The sequence below is a fragment of the Methanoculleus sediminis genome (assembly GCF_001017125.1).
GTDB lineage: Archaea > Halobacteriota > Methanomicrobia > Methanomicrobiales > Methanoculleaceae > Methanoculleus > Methanoculleus sediminis.
This window is the reverse complement of record NZ_JXOJ01000003.1, coordinates 128554-144974: the sequence shown is the minus strand read 5'-3', so window position 1 is coordinate 144974 and position 16421 is coordinate 128554. Positions and strand designations below refer to the sequence as shown.

Genomic DNA, 16421 nt, shown 5'->3' with positions numbered 1-16421 from the left:
TGATGGAACATCGCACTTCGCACCTTGCGGTGCTCGAACTCTGTTCCTGATGGAACATCGCACTTCGCGGCTTCGCGATCTTCGCGTGAGACCGTATTGGTATCTTCGCCTATCAACTCACGCGAAGGCGCGAAGAACGCGAAGAGAAGTCGATGGATCGACCTCTTGAAGACTACCTCAGCCATTTTAGCGAAGTACTGGGAGAGGAGAATGCCCCGGTCGAAACCCTGGATATCCCTGGGGTGCCAGATGCGCACTTCCCGCTGGTCTCCGTGATCCGGGGAGGGGTCTGCTATCACCGCCACCTATCCAGAGCAACCGGATGAGGAGATCCTCTCCGCGATCACTGTCCGGGAACCCGGGACGTTCCTCGCCGGTGAACGGGGTTAGCCGGGGGTTCGGGAGCGGGTACCGTTTCCCGTCTTGCCGATCTCCATCAATGCCCGGCACGATCCACGGGCACCGTCCCGCCCCACGACGCACAGGCACATCTCCCCGGAGACGGCTGCGGCTGCACGCCGCCCCGGACCCGGCTCGCTCGAACCACCATGACACCCCACCCCGCCGCACCCGGGCGGCACACCGGAAGGGGGCCTTTTTTATATGTGCATACCGATGAACTCGTATAATCCACAAAACGACATTCCGGGCCTGTTGGTTCTTTTCGGCAAACCATGTATACCATGAAAGATTCTTTCACACAACCGGCGACAGGAACATATAATCATTCTGGAAAGAATCACTCCAATATCATTATATATTTTGAAAAATCAGTTTATCTTATCGACTGCCTGCCCCATCGGGGCTCGGAGTCTAGAGGTGTGTATAATGAACTTCAAGAATGAAGAAGCAGTATCGCCGGTTATCGGCGTTATCCTCATGGTCGCGATCACGGTGATCCTCGCCGCGGTTATTGCGGCGTTTGTGTTTGGAATGACTGGGAACGTGCAGACGACGAAGACAGTCTCGATGCAGGCCAAGCTTGACGGTGGCAACATCACAATGACAATCAGTGGAGGCCCGGACCTGAGCACGCTCCAGAATGTCACTATCACCCATGCTGGAAGCCCGGTTGATATGGTCGGTGAAGTGGTCCCATCTGGCACTACAGCTTATGAGGGTGGAGTTTCGGGACGGTTCAACGTGGGCGATGTAATCAGCTTTGAGCCCAGTAGCGTATCCGGCCGGCTCCTGGTCGTTGGAAAGTGGTCTGACGGTGCCGAACAGATCATCCTTGACAGGACCTTCTAATCCTAATACTTTTTTTAGTCTTTATCCATCAGGCGCAACTCTGCGCCGGGCACGGAATTCCGGCAGCGCACCTTCCGCAACATGTTCCAGCCGATCCCGGCAGCCATGCAGCCCCATCACGGGGAAACTGCACGGAGATGTCTTTCAGCCCACCCGACCAATGATCTACCAGACGCCCATCCCGACAACCGGAGATACCAGAATGCCCGTACCAGAGAGATCCCTCCTCCCCGCCCTCCTCGCGGCCGTCTTCCTCCTCCCGGCGAACATCTACGTCATCGCCGACGGTATCGGCGCCGGCCTCCAGTGCTCATTCTTCCGCTACCAGCAGACCTATCTCGGGACGAGCCTCATCACCCTCGTCGACGACCTCGGCTACGTCACGTCCGGCACCATCGGCGGCCGGTCGGCCCTCTCGATCCTCCTCTGGGCTCTCGGCACCGCTCTCCTCATCGCCGCCGCCGGGTATCTCGTCTACCGCCGGCACGACGGGACTGCCCGGATCAGGAGACCCCTCGCCCTCCTTCTCATCAGCGCTGCCGCCGCCTACCTCCTCTCCTGCGTCGCCCAGTACGGCCCCACGCTGTACGGCCCGGCGGGGTTCGCCGTCCCGGTCGGGGTGCCGCTCCTCCTCGGCGTCGCGGGGTATATCATGACGGTGGAGGAGGACGATGAACCGGGGTATGAAGAAGAAGAGGAGGGGTACGGGGAAGAGGAGGAAGGCGAGGAGTGACGCTTTGCCCTTTTTCTTGACAGGAACTCCTTTCTAGTCACCCTACCCGTTCGCCTGTGTTGGAAGGTGCTCAAGGTCCCGGCCTTCGCTCGGTCGCACATCCCGTAAACGGCTTTCAAGGTGATATCGCGTCTGGGGGAGGGGTTTCACCGCATCGCACCTTCGGTGATCGAACTCCGCTCCGCAGGAGCGTCGTTCCCCCCATGGCGATACTCCCACGGTCCACTGCATCGGGCTTTTTCCTCGTTTTACCATCCCATCAAGCGCGATCAGAAACCTTTCCGCTCTCAAAAATCGCCGAAAAAGATCAACCCTTCAAACCACCCTATCAACCAATATCCACGACTCGTTATCCTCAAACCTCCCCACGACCACAACCCATGTCAGGTACAACACGCACCCCAAACGCCCGTGCCGGGTCCGCGGCGTTCTTCCAGGTATCGCCGCTCTCGTTCTTCGCCTACGCCGTCCCGGTGCTGATGTTCTTCCCGCTTGCCTGGGAACTCGTCGTCGACTTCCGGTTCGCCACCGGCTGCTGGGAGGGCTACCACTTCTGGATACCGGTGGTGCACTACATCTGGTACATCCAGTACGCGATCTTCCCGCTGTGAAGGATGAAAATCCCTAATAGGTTTGCCTCTCATTTCGTTGGGGGCGTTCTGGAAAACCCCGCCGAAAGGACAGAAGCAACTCCTCGATAAGCTTATATGTCATACATACATACCATGCACCGTAGTGAGTAAATCCTTCCTGAAAAGGATGAGGCCGCCTTGAGGCGGGTGGGACAAAGTAAGGAAGGGGTCACTATTTTCTACTTTTGACGGCCTTTGAAATAATCAAGGACAACCGTTATATTTCCTTCGATGATGTGATAGTGATCTGCCATGGGCGCATGTCCTCTATAATGTCTATGGACCGCTCCTGCTATGAAATCAACTGCCTGTACGCAGAGGTTCTGTTTCGAATCAACATGGGTTACTTCTAATTGATAGTTTCCCGTGTGATACGAATTGTCTCGATCCAGAGAGCGATATATAAGGTATTTGTCGAACTCTTCCCGGCTCACTCCATCAAGAGACTTATCTATGATCACATTAATTTCATGGGAAAATCCGTATTTCGAGATTATATTTGCAACAAGCGAGCCTGTGAGATAATTATACAATATCTGACGGTTATTCCTTAGATTATCGTAAACCTGTTCTTTCCTGAGAACCACATATGCAATTTCAATCTCTGTTTTTGAAAAATCCTCTAAAATACGCCTCCTGTACGTATCATCTGTATTGTGATATTTGAGTTCTGCAATATTTTTGTACTTCTTTGGGAGTTTTCTCATGGTTCGTTTCATACAGGTCCTACATTTTTGAACCTGTTCCGGGCCCTGTGCGATTATTGCTGCGATGATAAAGTAGGGAGAGAGCTCTCCAGTAAATCCAAGATCCCCGGATTCGTCGATGTAGATATTAACTCCCCTGGGGGAGGGCATGATCTCTGGTATAATTATCACCTCAGAAAACGGCCGTGGGCTGCCGAAGATACGAATTCTGTAAAAATACTGGTGTTTCAACAATTAAACTCTTTACGATTGTTTCCAGACTGGACGGTTGAAATGCGGAACAAAACAGAAGTTCAGGTCACCAAAAGGCAGATCCTGAAGGTCTGCCTGCAACGGTGGCTCCCGATCACAATCCTCTGGAAGTTGCTGTGGTCCGTAGTATCTACCGTTATTTCCCTGCCCGGTGTTGCGGTGCTCTATGCCGCCGTGCTCGCCCGCCGGGCCTCCCCCCGCCTCCTCGCCTACGCCGTCCCGGTGCTGATGCTCTTCCCGCTCGCGTGGGAACTCGCCGTCGACTTCCGGTTCGCCACCAGCTGCTGGGAGGGCTACCACTTCTGGATACCGGCGGTGCAGCACATCTGGTACATCCAGTACGCGATCTTTCCGTTATGAGAGGGGCACAGGCCGCAGGTTCGTCGTACCACCCCAGTACGGCCCCTTCCTCCACGGCCCGGCGGGGTTTGCCGTCCCGGTCGGGGTGCCGCTCCTCCTCGGTGTCGCGGGGTATATTCTGAAGGTGGAGGAGGACGATGAACCGGAGTATGAAGAAGAGGATCACGAGGGAGAAATAGCGGGGGAGTGACGCCCCTCCACGTATGGTGGTGCTCGTAACCCCCGCGATGCGCCGACCGGATACGGCCGCCGGTTCTTCTGCGGGGATTTCGGTGAAAAATTAACGGCCTTACCGATTCCGGGGCGAGTAGACGCCCTGAACGGTCTCCCCGCGATCCGGCGGGCGGCGGCCTGTGAAGGCCCCTTCCGGATCTCCCTCTGCCCGTAAGGACGCATAAGAGATCCCTGTTTTTATTATAAAATTTTGAGAATAAATCACCGTAAAAGATATATATTTATACCGCTATCCACCCATTCACCGGCTACCGTATGACCGGGTCTTAAATAGGAATTCGCTCTCCGTCTGCCGGACGCCCCGGCGAGCACCTGCTTTAGCCAGCCTGTTTGCGCTACCGGCAGGTATGCGCCGCCGTCCCGCGGACAGCGAGCGAATGTCAAGGGGGAAAAAATGAAAAAACTCACGTATCTGACGCTGCTATGTGCAGTCGTCATCGTCGGGCTGCTGGCGTCGCCGGTTATGGCGGCAAAAACTGCTCCGGGAGAATATGTACCGTTTGTCGTCTTCTCCGGGTCGCAGGAGTACCCCGACATCGACGGGAACATGGTCGTCTGGGAAGACGGCCGGAACGGAAACAAGGATATCTACTTCTCGGACAGTCCGGGCTCATCCGGCATCGGGATAACTAACGATCCCGCCTCGCAGGAGAGGCCGTCCATCTCCGGCAACCACATCGTCTGGCAGGACTACCGGAACGGAAACTGGGATGTCTACCTCTATGACCGCTCGACAGGCGGCGAGGAACTGCTCACCAACGACACGGGCAAGCAGTGGCTCCCGATCGTCCGCGGGAACTACGTTGCCTGGTACGACGACAGCAGCGGCGATACCAGCATCGTCCTCTACGACATCGCCGCCGGCAGCGTGAAAGACGTCATCGAGTGCGACGCCAGGACGACGATCCCCGGCGGGAGCACCGAGTTCAAGCCCGCACTCTCGGAGAAGTACGTCGCCTGGATAGAAGAGGCGGACGAGAGGGTCTATTACTACGACATCGGCGCCGGCGAGATGAAAGGGGCGGTATCCGCGAGCACGGCGATTCAGTCCTGGCCCTCGCTCTACGGGAGCGTCATAGCCTGGGAGGATAACCGGAATGCGAGCCCCGACATCTACATGACCGATCTCGACGACCCGTCCGGCGGGGAACAGAGGATCACCTCCAACGGCTCCGAACAGGTTTCGCCGGCGCTCACCGGACAGATCGTCGCGTGGGAGGACAAGCGGGACGCACCGAGAAGCATCTACATGTACGACCTCAATGGCGGCGAAGAGATGGCCGTGCCCACCGCCGGCGGCGAACAGCTCTACCCCGCCGCCAGCGGAAACATGATCGTCTGGCAGAAAGCCCGCGATTCTTACTCGGACCTCTACATGTTCATGTACGATCCCGAGGGAGAGCCGATCGAGGTCGCGAGGATCGAGGTCGAACCATCTGAAGCTACGATGGATATCGACGACGAGGTGAAGTTCAACGCCACCTGCTACGACGGGAACGATGAAGTCATACCCGGCCTGAAGGTCTCCTGGTCGTGCGGAAACGACACAGTCGGATACATCGACTCCGGCGGCTACTTCCTCGCTTACGAAGCAGGCACGACGACCGTCGTCGCGGCGGCAGGCGGCATCACCGGAACCGCGACCGTCATCGTCAACGCAGACGAACCGGTAGAACCGGTCGTGACACGCATCGAGATCGACCCGTCCACGTTCACGCTCGGCCTCGACGGCACGAAACAGTTCTCGGCAACCGCCTTCGATGAGAACGACAGCGCGATGGCCGGCATCGAGTTCAACTGGTCGTGCAGCAACGAGACCGTCGGCGAGATCGCCGGTAACGGGCTCTTCACCGCTCTCGCCGCGGGCACGGCGACCATCACCGCGTCGGCAGACGGCATCAACGGAACCGCGACCGTCACCGTCACGGACGAAGAACCGGTCGCATCCGAGATCGAGGTCACACCGCCCACTGCCACGCTTGTGATCAACGGCACGCAGCAGTTCTCCGCGACCGTCCGCGACCAGTTCGGCGGCGCGATGACCGGCGTTGCGGTCAACTGGTCGTGCGGCAACGCGACCGTCGGCGAGATCGCCGGTAACGGACTCTTCACCGCGAAGGCAGCGGGCACGGCGACCGTCACCGCAACGGCGGAAGACCTCTCCGGAACCGCAACCGTCACCGTCAGCGCCGGCGACCCGGTAGACCCGGTCGCGACGGAGATCGCGATCACGCCGCCGCAGGCCACCCTGGACGTCGACGACATCCAGAAGTTCGTCGTGACGGTCTATGACCAGAACGGCAACGCCATGCCCGCCGGGGAGACCGCCTGGTCGAGCAGCGACGAGAACGTCGGCACCATCGATGCGGACGGGTTCTTCACCGCTCTCGCCGCAGGCACGGCGACCGTCACCGCAACGGCAGACGGCCTCACCGGAACCGCGACCGTCACCGTCGACGAATGGCCTCTGCTCGCGAAGATTGCGGTCGTGCCGTCCACGGCCACGCTCGAGGTCGGCGACGAACTTGAGTTCGAAGTCGTCGCGTTCGACCGGTTCGGCAACATCGTCGGGGACGCCGAGATCACCTGGGAGTGCTGCGACGAGTGCGTCGGCACCATCGATGAGTGCGGCGTCTTCATCGCGCTCGACGGCGGTACGGCGACCGTCACCGCATGCGGAGACGGCGCCGAAGGAACCGCAACCGTCACCGTGAACTGCAACGACCCCGTCGTAACGTCCATCGTCGTCACCCCGTCGGCAATCACGCTCGCCGCCGGCGACACCGCGGCGCTCACCGCGACCGCTCTCGACCAGGACGGCTGCGAGATGCCCGACGTCACAATCGAGTGGGAATGCAGCGATGAGACCGTCGGCGAGGTCGACGGCACCGGGTTCTTCGCGGCTCTCGCCGCGGGCACGGCGACCGTCACCGCAACGGCAGACGGCGTCGCCGGGACGGCGGACGTAGAGGTCACCGACGAGTCCGCAGGTATCGTGGTCTCCCCGTCGGCGATCATCCTGGACCCCGGAGACGAGTGGCAGTTCACCGCGACCGTGTATGACCTGCAGGACAACGCAGGTTCTGCCGTGGTCTGGTCGTGCGACGACCCGGGTGTCGGCGAGATCACCGATGACGGCCTCTTCACCGCTCTCGACTGCGGCAGCACGTCCGTCACCGCGACGGTTGCCGGAGAGAACGAGACCGCGGCCGGAACCGCGACGGTGACCGTCCGGTCGACGGCGCCCGAACTTGCACGGATCGAGGTCAGCCCGTCCGACTTCTGCATCCCTGCCGGGAACTGCCTGGCGCTCACCGCCAGGGGATTCGACCAGTACGGCTTCCCCATGGACGCCAACGTGACCTGGGAGAGCAGCGATCCGTGCGTCGGCACCATCGACGAGTGCGGCGTCTTCAACGCGCTCTGCGACGGCGAGGTGCAGGTCATCGCATCGGCAGACGGAATCTCCGGCTCCGCCTGCGTGACCGTTCTGCCTTCGCTCCCGGTCCCGGCCTGCATCGAGGTCGAACCGTCTGAAACCACGCTCGCGCCCGGAGGAACCCGGGAGTTTACGGCCACGGTATACGACCAGTGCGAGAACGAGATGGACTGGGTCAGGGTGGCCTGGTCGTGCTCCGACGACGATGTCGGCACGATCGACCGCGCCGGCCTCTTCGCGGCGTTCTCACAGGGCTTCACGGACGTGACGGCGTGTGCCGGCGGCGTTGAAGCAGCGGCGTCGGTCACCGTCACGGCGGCGCCCACGACCGACCCCACGCCCAAACCCACACCCGATCCCAACAACGGCGGATCGAACATACGCGCCTATAGTGACGGCGGCGGCGACCCCGGCCCCTCCTTCTTCGCAGGGATCTGCGAGGACCTGAAAGGCGGCGAGACGCACACGTTCTCGGGTATCGACGTCACGTCGATCGGCAGCATCGCCATCACGGCGTCCGACAACATCCCGAAACTGCTGATGACCGTGAAGGAGACGGGGTGCCCCACCCTGGCGGAGCCTCCCGGCGGCAGCACCTACGAGTACGTCGAGATCGCCCTCTCGTGGGCGAACCCGAACCAGGTCGGCGGCGCGACGTTGACCTTCACCGTCCCGGCGAAGTGGCTCGAGGAGCACGAGATGCTCCCGGAGGACGTCAGGCTCATGCGCTACGTCAACGGCGGCTGGCAGATTCTGGAGACCGAGGTCGTCGGTGAAGAGAACGGGTTGTACCGCTTCCGGGCGACCACCGCCGGATTCTCCACCTTCGCCATCGCCGCGATGCCGGAGAACGTGACCGTGACGACGGAGACGAACGTCACGACGGAGGCTACCGCGACGCCCGAAGGGACGGAGACGATGACGACCGAACCGACCGTCGCGGCGACGACGACGCCTGCGGCACCGCTCGTCTACGCGCCCCTCCTCGCACCGCTGGCCTTCCTCCTCTGGGCGAGGAAGAGGCGCTGAACCCCAACTCTTTTTTGTGCGGCATCGCGGACGCGTCTCCTGCGAGTTCAGAAGACGAGCGGTGCAGGAGATGGTCTCAACTCACGGGAATCCGCAGGCAAGGAAGAAGTGGGGGGGAGCCGCACCAGCAATGCGGCCTGTTCGACGGTTTTACTGCGTCAGTATCCTGTCTGAACGCCCGCTGCGGTCATCCCGGCTTCGGGCAGGGTCTCGGTCTCCATCTCCACCGGGGTCTCGGTCTCTATCTCCATCGGGGTCTCGGTCTCTATCTCCATCGGGGTCTCGGTCTCTATCTCCATCGGGGTCTCGGTCTCCATCTCCGCCGGGGTCGGCTGGGCGCCGTCTCCACCCGGCATGGTGCATCCCGCCGCCAGTATGCTCGCGCCGAGGATGAGGAGCACCGCCAGAAGGACTGGGATTGGCCTCATGCGAGGGGCCATCACGCACATGTTACTTATAATTTCGCATCCGTTCGAGCCGCTGCCGTCGGAAACCCCCGTTCGCGGTGCAGGGCCCCCTGCATCCCGCCCGCCCGGAACGCGGCGAGAGATAAAAACATTTTGAGAAGATCTCACTCCACGATGAAGTCGCCGGTCATCTGCTGCGGATGGACGTCGCACCGGAAGAAGTACGTGCCGGGCTCCTCCGGCGCCGTGAAGGTATAGGTTGTCTGGTCCGGGCCGGTGATGGTCTCGCCCACGAAGATCTCCTCGACCGCCGAGGCGTTCATGTAGACCGCGATGTTGTGCGGGATCCCGTCATCCCGGTTTTCGAAGGTTATCGTCACGTTCGCCCCCGCGGGCACCGTGATGGTGCTCGTGTCGAAGGCCAGGTTATCGGCGGCGATGACGAAGGTCGCACCCGGGCCGTCCATTGCGATCGTCGCCGCCGTTGTGACGTTCTCCGTCTCCGTTACCACCGGCGTCCCGGTCGGTGCCGTTACCGTCTCCGTGGCGGTCGGGGTGGCGTCTCCGTCCGGCGCGGTACACCCCGCCGCAAGCAAACCGGCGCTCACGACGAGGAGCGCCGCGAGAAGGAGTGCGTTGGGCTTCATGGCGGAGAACTTCTGCCCATCGTATTTATACCTTCGCCGCCCCGTGCACCCGGAGAGAAATCCCGCCCGTCAGGGCCGGGTTACCCCGGGAACAGGGTTAAGTGGGAGGCCGCCGCACATCCGCCCATGCTACGCACAAAGAGGATCTACAGAGAGCCCTCAAAAGACGACGGCACCCGGGTTCTCGTCGACCGGATCTGGCCGAGAGGCGTCTCGAAAGAGAAGGCGTCGCTCGACCGGTGGGAGAAGGATCTTGCACCGTCGAGCGAACTGCGCCGGTGGTTCGGGCACGACCCGGCGAAGTGGGAGGAGTTTCTCCGGCGCTACCGGGCCGAACTCAAGGGGAAGGAGGAGGAACTCGCCCGGCTCCGGCAGGAGGCGGGGGAGGGGACCGTTACGCTCCTCTACGCCGCGAAGGACGAGGAGCACAACAACGCCGTGGCGCTGAAACGGTATATCGAGGAAGAGTAAGGCTGCCGGCGCGGAACAGAAAGCGTTTAAAGCATGGCGGCCGACAGAAACCTGAATGGACTCCGGGCGCCGCACGGGAGCGGACTTTCTCCTGATCAACCTTCTCCTCCTCGTCCTCACCCAGCCCGGCGCACTCGCCCTTGCCGGATTCGATCCGCCGTTCGGCCTCGCGGTGAGCGCCACCACCTGGATGGCCGCGTTCGTCGGCGTCTCCCCCCTCGCCGTCCTCTACCTCCTCATAAAGAGCGAGTCGCTCGGCAGGCGGTTCCTCCCGGGAACGGCGGCCTACATCGCCCTGGTGCTCGCCGTCGCCTACGCGTCCTACCTCCTGCAGCAGCCCCTTTTTGAGGGGTTCAGGGCGCCGGGGTATGAACAAACCTTCCCGATCTTCCTTGCCGCCACCGTGCTGACCGCCGTCATCTCCGTAACACTCCTGCCGGCCGGCCTCCTCGCCTACGCGGCAAGCCCCGAAAACCTGCCCCTGCTCGCCGTGAACGTCGTGCTCCTGGCGGCAGCCGTGCTGCTCCGGCGGCTGCGCTCGCGGGGCGAAGGGCCGTACGGGAGTTCCTGAACGGGTGTACCCCGCATGGTGACAGCATACTTTTACCTCCCGACCGCAATGGATGGATTGTATCCGGCGCACCCGAACCTGCCGGAGAGGTGACAAGAGCATGGAAAACGGACCCAGAGGAGCAATCCTCCAGAGAGACAAAACGACCTACGCAATCGTGCCGAGAACACCCGCGGGGATCGTCAGCCCGGAGCACCTGGAGAGCATCGTCAAGGTCGCCAGGCGCTACGAGATCCCCGTCATCAAGATGACGTCGGGGCAGCGGATGGTGCTCGTAGGCATCAAAGAAGAGGACGTCGAGAGCATCTGGAACGAGCTCGGGATGACCGTCGGGCAGGCGACCGCGCCCTGCGTCCACTACGTCCAGGCATGCCCGGGAACAGTGACCTGCAAGTACGGCAAACAGGACTCCCTGGGCCTCGGGCTCGAGGTAGAGGAACTCTACCAGGACATGAACCTGCCGGCAAAACTCAAGATGGGGGTCTCGGGGTGCCCCCGGTGCTGCGGCGAGAGTTACCTCCGCGATATCGGGCTCATGGGGAACGCAAAAGGCTGGACGGTCGTCTTCGGGGGCAACTCCGGCGGCCGTCCCCGGATCGGCGACGTCGCCGCAAAAGACCTCTCAAAAGATCAGGCCCTCGATCTGGTCCGCCGGCTGCTCGAGTACTACCGGGATAACGCCAGACCCGGCGAGCGGACCGCACGGTTCGTCGAGCGGGTCGGGTTCGATGCCGTCAGAAAGGACGTCCTGACCTTCGCCCCCTACATCCCGCTCGACTCCGTCTGACCGGGGTTACGCGGAAGGGGGCCGCACCCCCGTCCCCGCTCCCGCCGGGCCGCCGATGCAGTCGGCGTTCGCGATCATCCGGTTGACGAACTGCCGTTGAACACAGGCGATGAACGGCAGGGTGATCACGACGGCGTTCCTGACCCCGTCCTGGCGGTAGACGATCATGCAGACACGGTCGTCGGCGATGAAGATGTAATCGAGCAGGAACGCCGACCCGTCCACCGGGATCGGGCCGCAGTAGATCTTCTCGAAGATGTTCTCCTGGAAGAAGGTGCAGAAGGGCTTCGGGACGTAGAGGGACGCGTCCCCGAGCGGCTTCTTGATCCCGCGCTTCCCGTTCGGGAGGAGGACGCTCACGGGATGCTCTCTCGATGCATCGGCGATCAGGCGGGCGAACTCCCCGATCTCCCGGTAGTCCAGGCAGACGACGGCAAGGTCGCGGGCGACGCCCCCGGCAAGCGACTCCGCGTGGCGCCGGATGCTCCACTCCCCCTGCACGTACCAGATCGGCGAGTTCTTCGACCGGGCGTCGAGCGAGAGGGCGTCGAGACCCTGCACCGCCGCCGTCGCCGCGGCATCCACGGCGCTCTTCAAGTGGTGGATGACGACGGCGGGCTCGGCCGGGATGTAGACGTGCGGGCTCCCCCGCCGGACGGTGATGAAACCCCGGCCGGCAAGCCCTTCGGCGATGTCGTAGACCCTCGGGCGCGGGACGCCGCTCGCCTCGTGGATCTGGCGGGCGCTCCCCTCCCCGATCCCGACGAGGGCGGCGTAAACCCGGGCTTCGTACTCCGTCAGCCCGAGCGCCGTGAGGCTCCGGATCAGGTCGTCCATTATTGTTACTATGAGAGTTACACGAGGGTTAAACCTTCGTGCGTTCCATACTCCACAAGATCTCCGACCATGCAGTTACGAGCAATTCTTGAGCGTATCCGGCGGTTCCTCGGCAGGGAAGGCAGCAGCCGTTCCGGAACCGGCCCCGACGAGGTCAGCTCCCTCCTCATCGACACCTTCGCCGAAGACGGCGGAGAGGAGACAGGACACGGAGAGACGGTATCGGCGGCGGCCATCCGGACGGCGTGCCGCCGGATGCAGGAGACAGAGACAAAACGCGACCTCCTCCGGATCATCGCGGACGAAACTGCGGCATACGACCTCCGCGACCTCGAGGCGATGAACGCCCGGTTCGAGCGTAAGGTCGCCCACCTCCCGGAGGACTACCGCGGCCGCCTTCTATCAAGCGTCAGGGAAGAGATCTTCGGGGCGCACCACCGCCTGATCCTCCTCTCCCGGAACGGCGGCGGCCGCGGACTGGACGAGTCCCCCGCCCCGGCGCTCGGCGGCTACTGCTCGATGGTAGCGGAGGCCTGCACGGCAAAAGCGCGGGAGAAAGACCCGAAGTATCTCTACCTGAAGTACCTCCTCTCCGCGTTCACCATCTTCGTCGTGGAGGAGCCCGCCCATCCCGTCGGCACCCCGTTCCCCGGCGGGCAGATCGTCGACGAATGGGAGGGGATCTACCTCTGCCCGGTCCGGGACCTGGCCGACGACGTGCCGTTCGCCCTCTGCCCCTACTGCCCGGCGGTCCAGAGCACGGAGCCCACCTACCCGGAGATGCGGGCCCGCCGGCAGGAGCGGAGACGGCGGGAGTGCCTCGCGAACTACTGGACGAACTACAAAGGTTAACTATCCCGGAGAGACAGGTAGAATCCGGAGATGAACGAGATGAAGATTGTCGATGTAGCACAGGAACCAATCGGCGAGAACCCGCACCATGTCGACGCCCGGAAGGTCTACGACACCGAGCACGCGACTGCGGTGGTGATCACGCTTAACCCCGGCGAATCGCTCAAGAAGCACATCACCCCGGTGGACGTCTTCTTCTACGTCCTCGAAGGCACGGGGATCGTCGAGATCGGCGACGAGCGTGCCGAGGTCGGGAAGGATCACCTGGTCGAGAGCCCGGCAAAGATCCCGCACCGCTGGATGAACGAGAGCAACGGCACCTTCCGGGTGCTGGTGGTGAAGGTTCCCCGGCCGACGACCGGGACGCGGCTGTTGTGAGCGCGGCCGCTCGTCCACACGCGGGCGAAAAGGAAAGGGTAGATAGAGAGGAACGACAGAGTAACGATACAGGTTGGTATACCGATGGCTAAAGAGAATCGTGCAGATCTGCAGGGGAAGGTTCTCCGGCTGGCGGATCTCGTCGCCTACCAGGACGGAACCGTGGCAAGCAGGATGATCGTCAACAAACCGGTGGGGAGCATCACCCTCTTCTCGTTCGACGAGGACGAAGGGCTCTCGGAGCACACCGCACCCTACGATGCGGTGGTGACGATCCTCGACGGGGAGTGCGAGGTCTGGGTCGCGGGCGAGACGCACCAGATGAAGGAAGGGGAGACGATCATCTTCCCGGCGAACGTCCCCCACGCTCTCTCGGCCGTAACCCGGTTCAAGATGTCGCTTACGATGATACGGGAGTGACGGAGACGTGACGAACGAGAAGGAAGGCGATTACTGCACCGTCTGCGGCGGGGTCCGGCCGGACGCAATCAAGATCAAGACGATCCTCGTGGACGGGAAGGAGACCGGCGTCAACCAGCTCGACTTCATCGTCGACGGCGTGCGGAACCTGCATCTCGCGGACGACGCTGCGATTCGCACAGAGCTCCTCAGGAGAGCCGGTGAGTTCAACTACATCCCGACAAGGAAGCAGGAAGCCTACGGCGACGCCCTGATGCGGGAGTATACGGGAACGCAGGAGTGAGCAGACGCCACTCCCCCGGCTAAACCATTTCTCTTCTCAAGGACCTCGTCCCGGATACCAGGCCTTCGGCCTGCCTGAACGCACAACCGCAAAAAAAGGTCAGGCGCTGATGGCAGCCAGTCTGCCATCCTCGCGCACAAACAGCCAGTAACCCTCGGTCGGGAAGAGGTTCTGTCCCTCGTCCTGGTCTCCGGTCTGGTTGTTGACGATCGCCGGCCGGTAGCTCTGGTTCTCCGCATCGTAGCCGACGACGTAGACCCAGGTGTCTTCAACCGACGTGAGCGCCTCATCCGCACTGCGCTCCGTCAGGTCGGAGTAGCCGATGGCGTTCCAGCCCGGGCTGAGCGTCTTCAGTGCGGGTGCCCTCACCGGGTTGGTGCTGAGCATCAGCTGCACGGTCGTCTCCTCGGTCGAGTAGACCCAGTATCCCTCAAGGACCAACAGGGTCTCATTCTCGCCCAGGGGCTCGAAGCCGCCCGCCGGGGTATGGGTGTAGATCGACCGCCCGCCGGTGTCGACGTCCGCAAAGACCGACGCTGCGGTATCGTTGCCCGCAGAGAGCGTTCTCGGGATAGAGACGAAGTTCCAGCCTTCATAGAGCTGGAGATCCATGGTCTCCTCCGGCATTGCCGGTGTCGGGGTCACGTTCACCGTCGGTGTCGGGGTCACGTTCACCGTCGGTGTCGGGGTCACGTTCACCGTCGGTGTCGGGGTCACGTTCACCGTCGGTGTCGGGGTCACGTTCACCGTCGGTGTCGGAGTAACGTTCACCGTCGGTGTCGGAGTCACGTTCACCGTCGGCGTCGGAGTAACGTTCACCGTCGGACTCGGAGTCACGTTCACCGTCGGACTCGGAGTCACGTTCACCGTCGGGGTCGGAGTAACGTTCACCGTCGGCGTCGGAGTAACTGTCGGAGTAGGGGTTGGGATCGGGGTGTCCGGTGGAATCAGGACACCGTCGATCACGTAGACCACGATGTTGTTCGTGATCTGAATCTGGGTCACAACAATGATGTTGTTGATGGTCAGCTGGCCGTCGTCGGTGAGCGAGACGTTAACCTCCGATCCTTCGAGGGTCGGCAGGGAGATCTGTCCGTCGGTCGAATTCTCGCAGAGTCGCGCGAGTTCTTCGATCGTGTAGTCACCCTGGATGACGTGGTAACCGAGGATGCTGTTCAAGAGCATCTCATCGCCCATGATCACCGAGAGCGTCTGGTTCCCCAGCCCGGCAAACGCATCATTGTTCGGAGCGCATATCACGTAACTCCTGTTCTCGTCGAGTTCCTCGCCGATCGTAGAGTTGTTTAAGGCTTCAACGAACGTCGTCAGGTTCTCCTGGTCCGAAAGACCTTCGATGATCTGTTCGGTGATGTTCGCACCGGGTTCCGGCGTCGGCGTCACGTTCACCGTCGGGGTCGGAGTAACATTCACCGTCGGCGTCGGAGTCACGTTCACCGTCGGTGTCGGCGTAACGTTCACCGTCGGCGTCGGAGTGACGTTCACCGTCGGCGTCGGCGTCACGTTCACCGTCGGACTCGGCGTCACGTTCACCGTCGGCGTCGGCGTAACATTCACCGTCGGGGTCGGCGTAACGTTCACCGTCGGTGTCGGAGTAACGTTCACCGTCGGCGTCGGCGTCACATTCACCGTCGGGGTCGGGGTCACGTTCACCGTCGGGGTCGGCGTCACGTTCACGGGCGGCAGCCCCCCGGTCACGTTGAAGGCCTGCTGGACGGGGCTTCCGTTCACCAGGATCGGCACGTCGGGACCCGGGAACTCATGGACGCCCTGCTCTCCCGCATCGATGTGAAGCATGGCATAGAGCACCGGCGTCGCGTTTTCGACCTCGATCTCCACGGAGACATTCTCATTTACGCCTTCGGTGATCTGGCTGTAGCCGATGATCGGCCCGGGCGTTCCGTTCAGGTCCGCATGAATGTCCGCCCAACCCGTCTGGTTGATCGTGGCGTTGTCAACAATCACCGTATCGTTCTCGATCGGCTGATCGGAGACGTTTACGGATGGCGTTACGTTCGCTTCCGGACCCGGACTCGGAGTGACGTTCACCGTCGGACTCGGAGTGACGTTCACCGTCGGACTCGGAGTGACGTTCACCGTCGGACTCGGAGTG

General features: G+C 61.9%; 18 protein-coding genes. 12 read left to right on the top strand and 6 right to left on the bottom strand.

Annotated features, from left to right (window positions below; all coding sequences use genetic code 11):
• A partial coding sequence (locus SZ63_RS13030; protein ID WP_048184115.1) for a hypothetical protein occupies nt 1-305 on the bottom strand: 305 nt, incomplete at its 3' end.
• Nucleotides 306-828: 523 nt separating this feature from the next.
• Here SZ63_RS13030 and SZ63_RS08260 point away from each other — a divergent pair.
• From SZ63_RS08260 to SZ63_RS08250, 3 genes are all read left to right on the top strand, one after another.
• Nucleotides 829-1251, top strand: coding sequence for a type IV pilin (locus SZ63_RS08260; protein WP_048184113.1), 423 nt, complete (start codon nt 829-831; stop codon nt 1249-1251).
• 202 nt (nt 1252-1453) lie between these two features.
• On the top strand, nt 1454-1984 hold the full coding sequence (locus SZ63_RS08255; protein ID WP_048184259.1) for a hypothetical protein: 531 nt from the start codon (nt 1454-1456) through the stop codon (nt 1982-1984).
• Between the two features lie 380 nt (nt 1985-2364).
• Nucleotides 2365-2595 (top strand): hypothetical protein, encoded by a 231-nt coding sequence (locus SZ63_RS08250; protein ID WP_048184111.1) that lies wholly within the window; start codon nt 2365-2367, stop codon nt 2593-2595.
• A 200-nt stretch (nt 2596-2795) separates the two neighbouring features.
• Here SZ63_RS08250 and SZ63_RS12755 read toward each other — a convergent pair whose 3' ends face one another.
• The gene (locus tag SZ63_RS12755; RefSeq protein ID WP_082122715.1) at nt 2796-3494 is read right to left on the bottom strand and encodes a DUF3800 domain-containing protein; all 699 of its coding nucleotides are present in this window, start codon (nt 3492-3494) and stop codon (nt 2796-2798) included.
• A gap of 102 nt (nt 3495-3596) precedes the next feature.
• Between SZ63_RS12755 and SZ63_RS13185 the strand changes: the two genes are divergently transcribed.
• Together SZ63_RS13185 and SZ63_RS08240 are read left to right on the top strand one after the other, a co-directional pair.
• Nucleotides 3597-3935 carry a hypothetical protein gene (locus tag SZ63_RS13185; RefSeq protein WP_156168453.1) on the top strand — a complete coding sequence of 113 codons (339 nt, stop codon included), beginning with the start codon at nt 3597-3599 and terminating at the stop codon, nt 3933-3935.
• Nucleotides 3936-4563: 628 nt separating this feature from the next.
• Nucleotides 4564-8637, top strand: a complete 4074-nt coding sequence (locus tag SZ63_RS08240) for an Ig-like domain-containing protein (protein WP_048184109.1) — start codon at nt 4564-4566, stop codon at nt 8635-8637.
• A 158-nt stretch (nt 8638-8795) separates the two neighbouring features.
• Here SZ63_RS08240 and SZ63_RS08235 read toward each other — a convergent pair whose 3' ends face one another.
• The gene (locus SZ63_RS08235) at nt 8796-9065 is read right to left on the bottom strand and encodes a hypothetical protein (protein WP_162199195.1); all 270 of its coding nucleotides are present in this window, start codon (nt 9063-9065) and stop codon (nt 8796-8798) included.
• A 143-nt stretch (nt 9066-9208) separates the two neighbouring features.
• On the bottom strand, nt 9209-9691 hold the full coding sequence (locus SZ63_RS12455; protein WP_052959112.1) for a cupredoxin domain-containing protein: 483 nt from the start codon (nt 9689-9691) through the stop codon (nt 9209-9211).
• Nucleotides 9692-9817: 126 nt separating this feature from the next.
• Between SZ63_RS12455 and SZ63_RS08225 the strand changes: the two genes are divergently transcribed.
• The 3 genes from SZ63_RS08225 (at nt 9818) to SZ63_RS08215 (ending at nt 11520) form a co-directional block, all read left to right on the top strand.
• Nucleotides 9818-10162, top strand: a complete 345-nt coding sequence (locus tag SZ63_RS08225) for a DUF488 domain-containing protein (protein WP_048184107.1) — start codon at nt 9818-9820, stop codon at nt 10160-10162.
• A gap of 55 nt (nt 10163-10217) precedes the next feature.
• On the top strand, nt 10218-10733 hold the full coding sequence (locus SZ63_RS08220; RefSeq protein WP_048184105.1) for a hypothetical protein: 516 nt from the start codon (nt 10218-10220) through the stop codon (nt 10731-10733).
• A 100-nt stretch (nt 10734-10833) separates the two neighbouring features.
• A complete protein-coding gene (locus tag SZ63_RS08215) occupies nt 10834-11520 on the top strand; it encodes a nitrite/sulfite reductase domain-containing protein (RefSeq protein WP_048184103.1) in 687 nt (228 codons plus the stop codon).
• Between the two features lie 6 nt (nt 11521-11526).
• Here SZ63_RS08215 and SZ63_RS08210 read toward each other — a convergent pair whose 3' ends face one another.
• A complete protein-coding gene (locus SZ63_RS08210) occupies nt 11527-12357 on the bottom strand; it encodes a TrmB family transcriptional regulator (RefSeq protein WP_048184100.1) in 831 nt (276 codons plus the stop codon).
• Nucleotides 12358-12426: 69 nt separating this feature from the next.
• Here SZ63_RS08210 and SZ63_RS08205 point away from each other — a divergent pair, with 69 nt between their 5' ends.
• The 4 genes from SZ63_RS08205 to SZ63_RS08190 all read left to right on the top strand — a co-directional run bounded on the left by SZ63_RS08205 (nt 12427) and on the right by SZ63_RS08190 (nt 14290).
• On the top strand, nt 12427-13209 hold the full coding sequence (locus SZ63_RS08205; protein ID WP_241481289.1) for a DUF2115 domain-containing protein: 783 nt from the start codon (nt 12427-12429) through the stop codon (nt 13207-13209).
• 39 nt (nt 13210-13248) lie between these two features.
• Nucleotides 13249-13587: a cupin domain-containing protein gene (locus SZ63_RS08200; protein WP_048184247.1), complete on the top strand. Its 339-nt coding sequence runs from the start codon at nt 13249-13251 to the stop codon at nt 13585-13587.
• An 84-nt stretch (nt 13588-13671) separates the two neighbouring features.
• Nucleotides 13672-14007: a cupin domain-containing protein gene (locus SZ63_RS08195; protein ID WP_048184098.1), complete on the top strand. Its 336-nt coding sequence runs from the start codon at nt 13672-13674 to the stop codon at nt 14005-14007.
• A gap of 7 nt (nt 14008-14014) precedes the next feature.
• The gene (locus tag SZ63_RS08190) at nt 14015-14290 is read left to right on the top strand and encodes a hypothetical protein (RefSeq protein WP_048184095.1); all 276 of its coding nucleotides are present in this window, start codon (nt 14015-14017) and stop codon (nt 14288-14290) included.
• Between the two features lie 99 nt (nt 14291-14389).
• Here SZ63_RS08190 and SZ63_RS12980 read toward each other — a convergent pair.
• Nucleotides 14390-16421 (bottom strand): fasciclin domain-containing protein (locus SZ63_RS12980; RefSeq protein WP_193788026.1); only part of this gene is annotated, 2032 nt, incomplete at its 5' end.

What these genes read in the sequence shown, in the direction of transcription:
- SZ63_RS08260 (WP_048184113.1), top strand. Translation starts at nt 829, where the DNA reads ATGAACTTCAAGAATGAAGAAGCAGTATCGCCGGTTATCGGCGTTATC.
- SZ63_RS08255 (WP_048184259.1), top strand. Translation starts at nt 1,454, where the DNA reads ATGCCCGTACCAGAGAGATCCCTCCTCCCCGCCCTCCTCGCGGCCGTC.
- SZ63_RS08250 (WP_048184111.1), top strand. Translation starts at nt 2,365, where the DNA reads ATGTCAGGTACAACACGCACCCCAAACGCCCGTGCCGGGTCCGCGGCG.
- SZ63_RS13185 (WP_156168453.1), top strand. Translation starts at nt 3,597, where the DNA reads ATGCGGAACAAAACAGAAGTTCAGGTCACCAAAAGGCAGATCCTGAAG.
- SZ63_RS08240 (WP_048184109.1), top strand. Translation starts at nt 4,564, where the DNA reads ATGAAAAAACTCACGTATCTGACGCTGCTATGTGCAGTCGTCATCGTC.
- SZ63_RS08235 (WP_162199195.1), bottom strand. Translation starts at nt 9,065, where the DNA reads ATGAGGCCAATCCCAGTCCTTCTGGCGGTGCTCCTCATCCTCGGCGCG.
- SZ63_RS12455 (WP_052959112.1), bottom strand. Translation starts at nt 9,691, where the DNA reads ATGAAGCCCAACGCACTCCTTCTCGCGGCGCTCCTCGTCGTGAGCGCC.
- SZ63_RS08225 (WP_048184107.1), top strand. Translation starts at nt 9,818, where the DNA reads ATGCTACGCACAAAGAGGATCTACAGAGAGCCCTCAAAAGACGACGGC.
- SZ63_RS08220 (WP_048184105.1), top strand. Translation starts at nt 10,218, where the DNA reads ATGGACTCCGGGCGCCGCACGGGAGCGGACTTTCTCCTGATCAACCTT.
- SZ63_RS08215 (WP_048184103.1), top strand. Translation starts at nt 10,834, where the DNA reads ATGGAAAACGGACCCAGAGGAGCAATCCTCCAGAGAGACAAAACGACC.
- SZ63_RS08210 (WP_048184100.1), bottom strand. Translation starts at nt 12,357, where the DNA reads ATGGACGACCTGATCCGGAGCCTCACGGCGCTCGGGCTGACGGAGTAC.
- SZ63_RS08205 (WP_241481289.1), top strand. Translation starts at nt 12,427, where the DNA reads ATGCAGTTACGAGCAATTCTTGAGCGTATCCGGCGGTTCCTCGGCAGG.
- SZ63_RS08200 (WP_048184247.1), top strand. Translation starts at nt 13,249, where the DNA reads ATGAAGATTGTCGATGTAGCACAGGAACCAATCGGCGAGAACCCGCAC.
- SZ63_RS08195 (WP_048184098.1), top strand. Translation starts at nt 13,672, where the DNA reads ATGGCTAAAGAGAATCGTGCAGATCTGCAGGGGAAGGTTCTCCGGCTG.